We start from the raw sequence: 6,917 nt of genomic DNA, 5'->3' as shown, positions 1-6,917 counted from the left end.
TCTCTGTACTCTTCAAAGCACATGGAATCTGCTCCTCTGCTTCAGTCAGATACAATGCTTCCTGATATAAATCAATGCACTCCACGAAACAGATTGCTGCCCTATGAAAAAAAATGAAGCGTATATAAAAAGGGAAAAACTGTATTAGCAAGCCGTGCAGAAAAAACTCACCACCTAATATCCAGGGGGCTGATCGCAGGCCGCGGTATCATCTCCTTCAGCACATGGAGATAGACCATGGTAGTCTCAATAGTGCTGTGCCCGAGAAGTTCCTGTATGGTCTTAATATCCAGGCCATACTGCAAAAGATGAGTAGCGTAGGAGTGTCGTAATACATGGGGTGAAATATTCTTCTGTATTTCTGTCTTTTTTGCGGCAGCTTTCAAAGACCTTGAAACGACCGTATGATGAAGATGAAATTGACGCTCTTCATTTTTTTGTGACACCAACACTAAGCCCGATGCGGGAAACAACCACAACCACTTCTCTTCCATCGCTTGAGAGTCATCTATGGAAGGAGGAAGAAAAACCCCTTTGTATTTCTTATTATTCCTATTTTTCTTATGCCGTTGAATAACAGATTCTACCTGCAATTGCAAATTACTAACAATCTTTTTTGGCAGAGGAATGTATCTGCTTTTCTGTTGTTTGGAAAACTCTATCATCAGGAGATTGTTTCCAAAATCCAGATGTTTCAAGCGTAACTCCATAAGCTCGGTTAACCGTAAGCCGCAGCCATACATGAGCTGAAAATGCAACAGAAATCGTTCCTCAATCATATTAAACAGACATTGTAATTCAGAGACAGTGAGAACCACAGGCATTTTTTTCTTTGGTTTTTTTGCACGAACAGTTCCTGACTGATCTCCAAAATCTCTTCTCAAAACGTGACGATAGAGAAAAAGAAGTGCATTAAATGCCTGGTTTTGCGCAGAGGGTGAGACGTTTTTATTGAGAACAAGGTCGTTCAGGAATTGACGGGCAGTACCCTCATCGATTGAGGAAATATCGCCAGTGTAAAAAGAAAAGAATTTCCGGGTCCATTTAAGATACGCTTCAAGGGTTCTCGGGGAGTAATTCTTGAGTCGTATTACAGATATTAATTGTTGAATCACTTCTACTTTGGACGTCAACTCCCCCTCTTTTATTCCTGTTGAGTAGTAGGGTATCAATAGTTCCACAGCTTGATATGCAGTTTCTATGTCCTGCACCCGCTGGTTTTTATCATGCAACTTTTGAGAAAAGTGGCTGAAAGAACTTTTTTCGTATGGTACAAACCGGTATTTCTGACAAAAGTCGAGATAAAATCGTATCCACTTGACGTAGTCGTGATGTAACTCCGGCTCTACATTTTTCAACTGCTCTTTAGAATAGGAACTGAATATCTTCAGGTACGTGAATCATTTCCCCTCTTATTGAAATAATATCCTATATTATAGTAAATATGATAATTTGTACGAGACCATGCATCTGCTCATATTATGTGAATATATATGTTGTTATGCGCTGTTTTGAGCAAAAACATGTTTTTATTGTGGGTATTGTGGATATTATTGCACACTATCCGTATGTTATGTGCCAGTTGGACGCTGCTAAGTGCTGGATCGGTGGCGATTGGGGGATTTACAGGGGCTAAATAATGCTAGAAAGAATACACCGAGTTAAGGGAATTGGCCTTCTCCATGATGCAGACGGCAGGCAGCATGCTTTTAAGAAGGCAACTCTTGTTTATGCTGATAACGGAGTAGGCAAGTCTACTCTCGCGTCTATCTTTCGGTCTTGTGCTTATAATGATTCTGATTTGATCCGTCGCCGAAAAACGATAGATGGCAACCACCAACCCGAGGTTCTCCTTCAATTCTCGAATGGGCAGCAGTCGGCGTTTGCAAACAGTAGTTGGAGCAACCCACACCCAGAACTGCTGGTCTTCGATGCGGACTTTGTAGAGCAAAACGTATACGCGGGCGGTCAGGTAACGACTGATCAGAGGAAAAACCTACTTCACTTTGCGTTGGGAACCAGCGCAGTGAACGCTCAACGTGAGTACGATCAAGCTGACAATGATGCGCTGGCGGCATCTCAATCGGTAAGAGACCTCACTAATCAGCTGACTGGGTTTCATCGGGGAATTTCACTGCAACAGTTCCGAGACCTAGCGGAAGTGGCAGATGCGGACGACCAGATCGCAGCGTTAAACGAACGTATTGTTGAAGCACAGAATATCGGCGTAATCCAAGCGAAAGCTATGCCTAAGAAGTTGGATGAGCCAGCTTTTGATGTTACTCAAATCTTCGCCATATTTGAAAGCTCGCTAGCCGATATTGATCTGGCCGCAGAGCAACGAGTCAAGCAGCACATAGACGCTCATGCCAAGCCGAACCTTGAAAAATGGATCAGTGATGGCCATGCCTTTGGAGAGGTGGAAAGTTGCCCATATTGCAACCAACCACTTGAAGGGGTCGATCTCATACAAGCCTATCGCAGCTATTTCAATCAGGATTACAACCAACTGAAGGCTTCTGTCGCTGATCTGATCAGACTAATATCAATTACAACGTCCGAAGCAATCATCGAAAGACTTCAAGCAAGTTTTGCGACCGCTAGCGCGATCATTGACGGTTGGCAGGAGCATGTTGAGATACCTCCTCCAGAATTTGATGGTGAGGCGGCGAAGCAAAAATTAGCTACCATAAGAGGCCGTCTTGATGCTCTAAGACTTGCCAAAGAAGCAAATCTCCTTGAATCAGTAGGTTCCGACGACACGAAGAATGAACTGATTGGCATCTGGAATGAACTCGTTGGAATGGTGAAGTCGTGTAATGACGGTATAGACCATGCTGTTAACCTAATCACGGCATACAAGGCGAGCTTGGCCGCTGTGAATCCGGATGGTTTACGTCAGGCAATTACCAATTTGGAGTTGGCGAAGCTTCGACATCGACAGGATGTTATTGATATCTTCTCTCAACTTGACGCGGCGCTTGCGCAGGAAGTTGCTACTAAGGAAGAAAAGCAAAATAAAAAGGATGCCTTGAATGCCATCATGCAGACAACGCTCGAACGCTACAAGGGCAGAATAAATCAATTGCTTGGTGATTTCGGTGCGCAATTTTCAATTCCAAACATAGATTTCAACTACAGGGGCGGATTAAGAAGTAATTACAACTTACACATGCGAGGGTCAAATATTGAATTGACCGGAGGCATACCAGATTTTAATACTTCTTTGAGTGAGAGTGACAAACGGACATTAGCATTTGCGTTTTTTATAGCATCTGTTGAGTCTGATCCTGACTTGGCAAATAAAGTCGTTGTCATTGACGACCCTATGTGCAGTTTGGATCTTAATCGCAAGCAGCAAACGCGTTTGATCTTGAAGAGAGTTCATAACGGTTGTGAGCAACTAATCGTGTTGGTTCACGATATTCATTTCATGCGAAGCCTAAGGGATGAAATTTTACGAGCTAGTTCTCCTCAAAATATTGCATGTGTGAAATTGAAAACCGTCGCAAACCGTTATAGCAACTTTGATGCAATTGACGTTGATAAAGAGTGCGAGAGCGCGTACTTCAAATGCCATAGGGTGTTGGGCGAATATTTGAACGGCACAGCGCAGAGCAGCATGGAGGTGGCTAGATCGATAAGGCCTATGCTTGAAGGATACCTGCATCGGCGATTCCCTGGCTTGATAAGCGGTGGTTTGCTCTTTGGACAGGTCGTCGACGCAATCAATAATGCACAACAAGACAGTCCACTTGTACATGCGCAGAACATCACCGATGAGTTAAATGATATCAATGGTTACGCCGGCCAGTACCATCACGACACCAATCCATCCGCTGATCAAGTGCAGATCATAGATGGTGAGTTACGGCAATTCGTTGAGCGAGCGATCAATGTTGTTCATGCTGGCATGGCGTAGTCGTTCAGGGTGTGGCGAGCAGGCACATAACAAATCGCTGCAGGTGACGTTTGACCCGCCGCCCATTTTTGTTACCACAAAAACGGCCGTCGCCTCAAACGCACCTGAGCTTGGGCGTTATGTGTCGAAAAAATCCGGAGTTTATTGATATGAAAAGAAGGCTGGAAAAAATAATTGAAGGCAAATTGATTTCAAATAGTTTGTGGTCAAATAAAATTGAGCAAGACTGCAAAAATCAAAATGTCTTTCTCGCAATCAGAGATAATCGAATTGACCTCTATCATAAAGGCGGCAAGCTTTTTACCTACGATAGTAATGGATTTAAAACTCACCTGAAATATGCATCTGTAATTTCATCAAACGGAAAGGATTATCTAACGGAAGCTGAATTGTCAGATTATAAATTGGCTTCTGACTTTGAATCGAATTACCTGCGAATAAAAGAAAACTGCTCAAACTATTCAGGAATTGAGGCTTCGGGAGTGTCAGAGATATATCACAAACACTCATATCTATCGGACAGCAATGTTGTAGTTTTGGATGTTGAAATATCTTTTGAATCATTAAAACAGGAAAACAATCAAGATAGAATTGATATTTTATTGTTCAATAAAGAATCCAAAACCCTTCAATTTGTTGAAGCAAAGCATTTCTCAAATAATGAAATCTGGTCACGGACAACTCCAAAAGTAATAAGCCAAATAAAAAGATATGAATCTCAACTATCAAAAAGAAAAAATGAAATTCTTTCAGAATATATCGATTACATAAAAGTTATTAATGGAATTTTTAATATAGCTCTACCCGAACCTGAAGAACTTGATGACAACGTTACTTTATTAATTTTCGGTTTTGATAATGACCAGAAAAAGGGAAGATTGAAAAAGTTGATTTTCCAAAACAACGAATATACAGGTCTAAAGAATTACTCGATCGGAAATATTAAGAAAGTGGTGACTGGAAACCTTTGGAATGCAAAGGTGTTGTAATGAAATTTAAGATTCATAGAGGCACAAAGGAGATAGGAGGTTCATGTGTAGAAGTCTGGACAGAATCAGCACGAATTATTGTTGATTTTGGCATGCCTTTGGTGAATCCAGACCAAACGCAGTTTGACGCAAAGGTTGTTAAGGGTTCATCAGTAGACGAATTGATCGCAAAGGGGATTCTTCCCGATATAGAAGGGCTTTATGATGTGTCAGGAAGCGCCGCTTTAGTTTTATCTCATGCGCATCAAGACCATTTTGGACTTATCAATTATGTAAACGAGAATCACCAAATATATCTTGGCAGGGCCACTTTAAAACTGATTGAGATTACCAATATATTTACAAATCAGGATTGGGCGATCAAAAACGCACGACATTTTGAATCAGGGAAATCATTTTTTATTGGTGATATTGAAATTACGCCATATTTGATGGACCACTCTGCATTTGATGCTTATGCATTTCTAATCAAAGCTGATGGAAAGTCTCTTTTTTACAGTGGTGATTTCAGAATACACGGCAGAAAAACCAAAGCATTTGGTTGGTTTAGCTACAATACCGAGCAAAATATTGATTATCTGCTTCTTGAAGGAACAACTATCGGTCGAGTGAATAAACCGTTCCCGACCGAAAGTGATATAGAAGAGGAATTTGTAAATGTTTTTAAAACGAGCAAAGGAATCAATTTAATTTATACATCAGGTCAAAACATTGACCGGCTCGTATCAATTTATAGAGCTTGCAAAAGAACGGGAAAGACTCTTGCTGTTGATTTTTATATTGCAAACATTCTTAAAGAGTTGTCAGAATTTGCTACAATTCCATATCCATCTAAAAAATTTCCCGAAATAAAAGTGTTTTTCCCATATCGTCTTTCCCGAATGATTAGCAGCAAAGGGAATGAAAAATTATTATACCGTTTCAAGAACTATAAAATCACGAAAGAACAAATCGGAGCGCAGTTTGATAAAACGGTAATGATTGTGCGACCAAGTATGTTGAAAGATCTGGAATATATAAAAGGATTAAAAGACGGCACATTTATCTATTCGATGTGGGATGGGTATAAAAAAGAAAAAACAACTAAAGAATTCATTGATTTTCTTATTGGAAAAGGAATGACTGAAAAAGTGATTCACACAAGTGGACATGCTGATCGAGATGCATTGAAAAGAATGGTTGAGGTTTTGAATCCGAAGACTCTTGTTCCAATCCATACATTTGAAGGAGATGAATATAAAAAGATATTCACAAGCACAAAAGTGGTGCGGATAAACGATAATGAGGAAGTAACAATTGGCTAAAAAAACACATAACAAATCACTGCACTGGATTTTTACTCCGCTGCGCTCCGTAAAAACCAGTGAGTTCAGTCGTTAGCTAATCGAAGGGGGATGATATGCCAATAAAGCCGCCGGGAAAATCAAATTTAGCGTGTCAAGGATGTAGCCATATTCTGACAACATTTCAAGTTCAACTCATAAGGCTGAGGTTGAGAAAGCGTATTTGCCCCAAATGTAAATCTAAGGAACTCACACTAATCGTTTACTAAACAAAGGAGAATATAATGGCAATTGACAATGAAAAAGATTTGGGAAAAGCTCTAAAAGATGGACAGGACACGATTGAAATCGAAGGTAGTCTCAAAGACAAAGTCCTGAAAATAAAGGCAACTGGTAAAGTTGCTTGGGCTGTGGCAATTGGAGCAATAGGAGTTTCTGTGGTTGCAATTCTTTACCCAGCCCCTGAACCTACGAGTCAGGCAACTACTAAATTTTTTGTGGCTCCATTAGCAGGAGGTGCTGCAGTTACGGTATTGGGAGCAGCAACTACTGCTAGTGCCATTAGCATTGCTGTCGCAGCGGGAGGAGTCGCAGCACTTAACAAGCTAAGAGGTTATAAAATTACCAGCAAGTCTGAAGATAAAATCGTTCTAACTAAGACCTAAAGCATAGCTAACAAAGCCATGCAGTCGGACGCTCGTTCCTCGCGCCGCTGATGGCAAT

At 40.9% G+C, this 6,917-nt stretch carries 5 protein-coding genes; 4 read left to right on the top strand and 1 reads right to left on the bottom strand.

From position 1 onward, the window contains the following. Positions 1 to 167: 167 nt before the first annotated feature. Positions 168 to 1,358 carry an integron integrase gene (locus tag CALK_RS11430; RefSeq protein WP_022637826.1) on the bottom strand — a complete coding sequence of 397 codons (1,191 nt, stop codon included), beginning with the start codon at positions 1,356 to 1,358 and terminating at the stop codon, positions 168 to 170. Positions 1,359 to 1,639: 281 nt separating this feature from the next. Here CALK_RS11430 and CALK_RS11425 point away from each other — a divergent pair, with 281 nt between their 5' ends. The 4 genes from CALK_RS11425 to CALK_RS11410 all read left to right on the top strand — a co-directional run bounded on the left by CALK_RS11425 (position 1,640) and on the right by CALK_RS11410 (position 6,859). Beyond that, entirely contained in the window at positions 1,640 to 3,922 is a 2,283-nt protein-coding gene (locus tag CALK_RS11425; RefSeq protein ID WP_022637825.1) for an AAA family ATPase, read from the top strand. A gap of 149 nt (positions 3,923 to 4,071) precedes the next feature. Beyond that, positions 4,072 to 4,911, top strand: a complete 840-nt coding sequence (locus CALK_RS11420) for a hypothetical protein (RefSeq protein ID WP_022637824.1) — start codon at positions 4,072 to 4,074, stop codon at positions 4,909 to 4,911. Then, positions 4,911 to 6,215, top strand: a complete 1,305-nt coding sequence (locus CALK_RS11415; protein ID WP_022637823.1) for an MBL fold metallo-hydrolase — start codon at positions 4,911 to 4,913, stop codon at positions 6,213 to 6,215. The genes CALK_RS11420 and CALK_RS11415 overlap by 1 nt, the downstream gene beginning before the upstream one ends. Before the next feature lie 263 nt (positions 6,216 to 6,478). Next, complete coding sequence (locus CALK_RS11410; protein ID WP_022637822.1) at positions 6,479 to 6,859, top strand: hypothetical protein; 381 nt, start codon at positions 6,479 to 6,481, stop codon at positions 6,857 to 6,859. Positions 6,860 to 6,917 lie beyond the last annotated feature (58 nt).

It is taken from the genome of Chitinivibrio alkaliphilus ACht1, assembly GCF_000474745.1.
In the GTDB taxonomy this organism is placed as follows: Bacteria; Fibrobacterota; Chitinivibrionia; order Chitinivibrionales; family Chitinivibrionaceae; genus Chitinivibrio; species Chitinivibrio alkaliphilus.
The sequence above is the reverse complement of the archived record's forward strand: the minus strand, read 5'-3'. Positions and strand labels throughout refer to the sequence as shown.

What these genes read in the sequence shown, in the direction of transcription:
- CALK_RS11425 (WP_022637825.1), top strand. Translation starts at nt 1,640, where the DNA reads ATGCTAGAAAGAATACACCGAGTTAAGGGAATTGGCCTTCTCCATGAT.
- CALK_RS11420 (WP_022637824.1), top strand. Translation starts at nt 4,072, where the DNA reads ATGAAAAGAAGGCTGGAAAAAATAATTGAAGGCAAATTGATTTCAAAT.
- CALK_RS11415 (WP_022637823.1), top strand. Translation starts at nt 4,911, where the DNA reads ATGAAATTTAAGATTCATAGAGGCACAAAGGAGATAGGAGGTTCATGT.
- CALK_RS11410 (WP_022637822.1), top strand. Translation starts at nt 6,479, where the DNA reads ATGGCAATTGACAATGAAAAAGATTTGGGAAAAGCTCTAAAAGATGGA.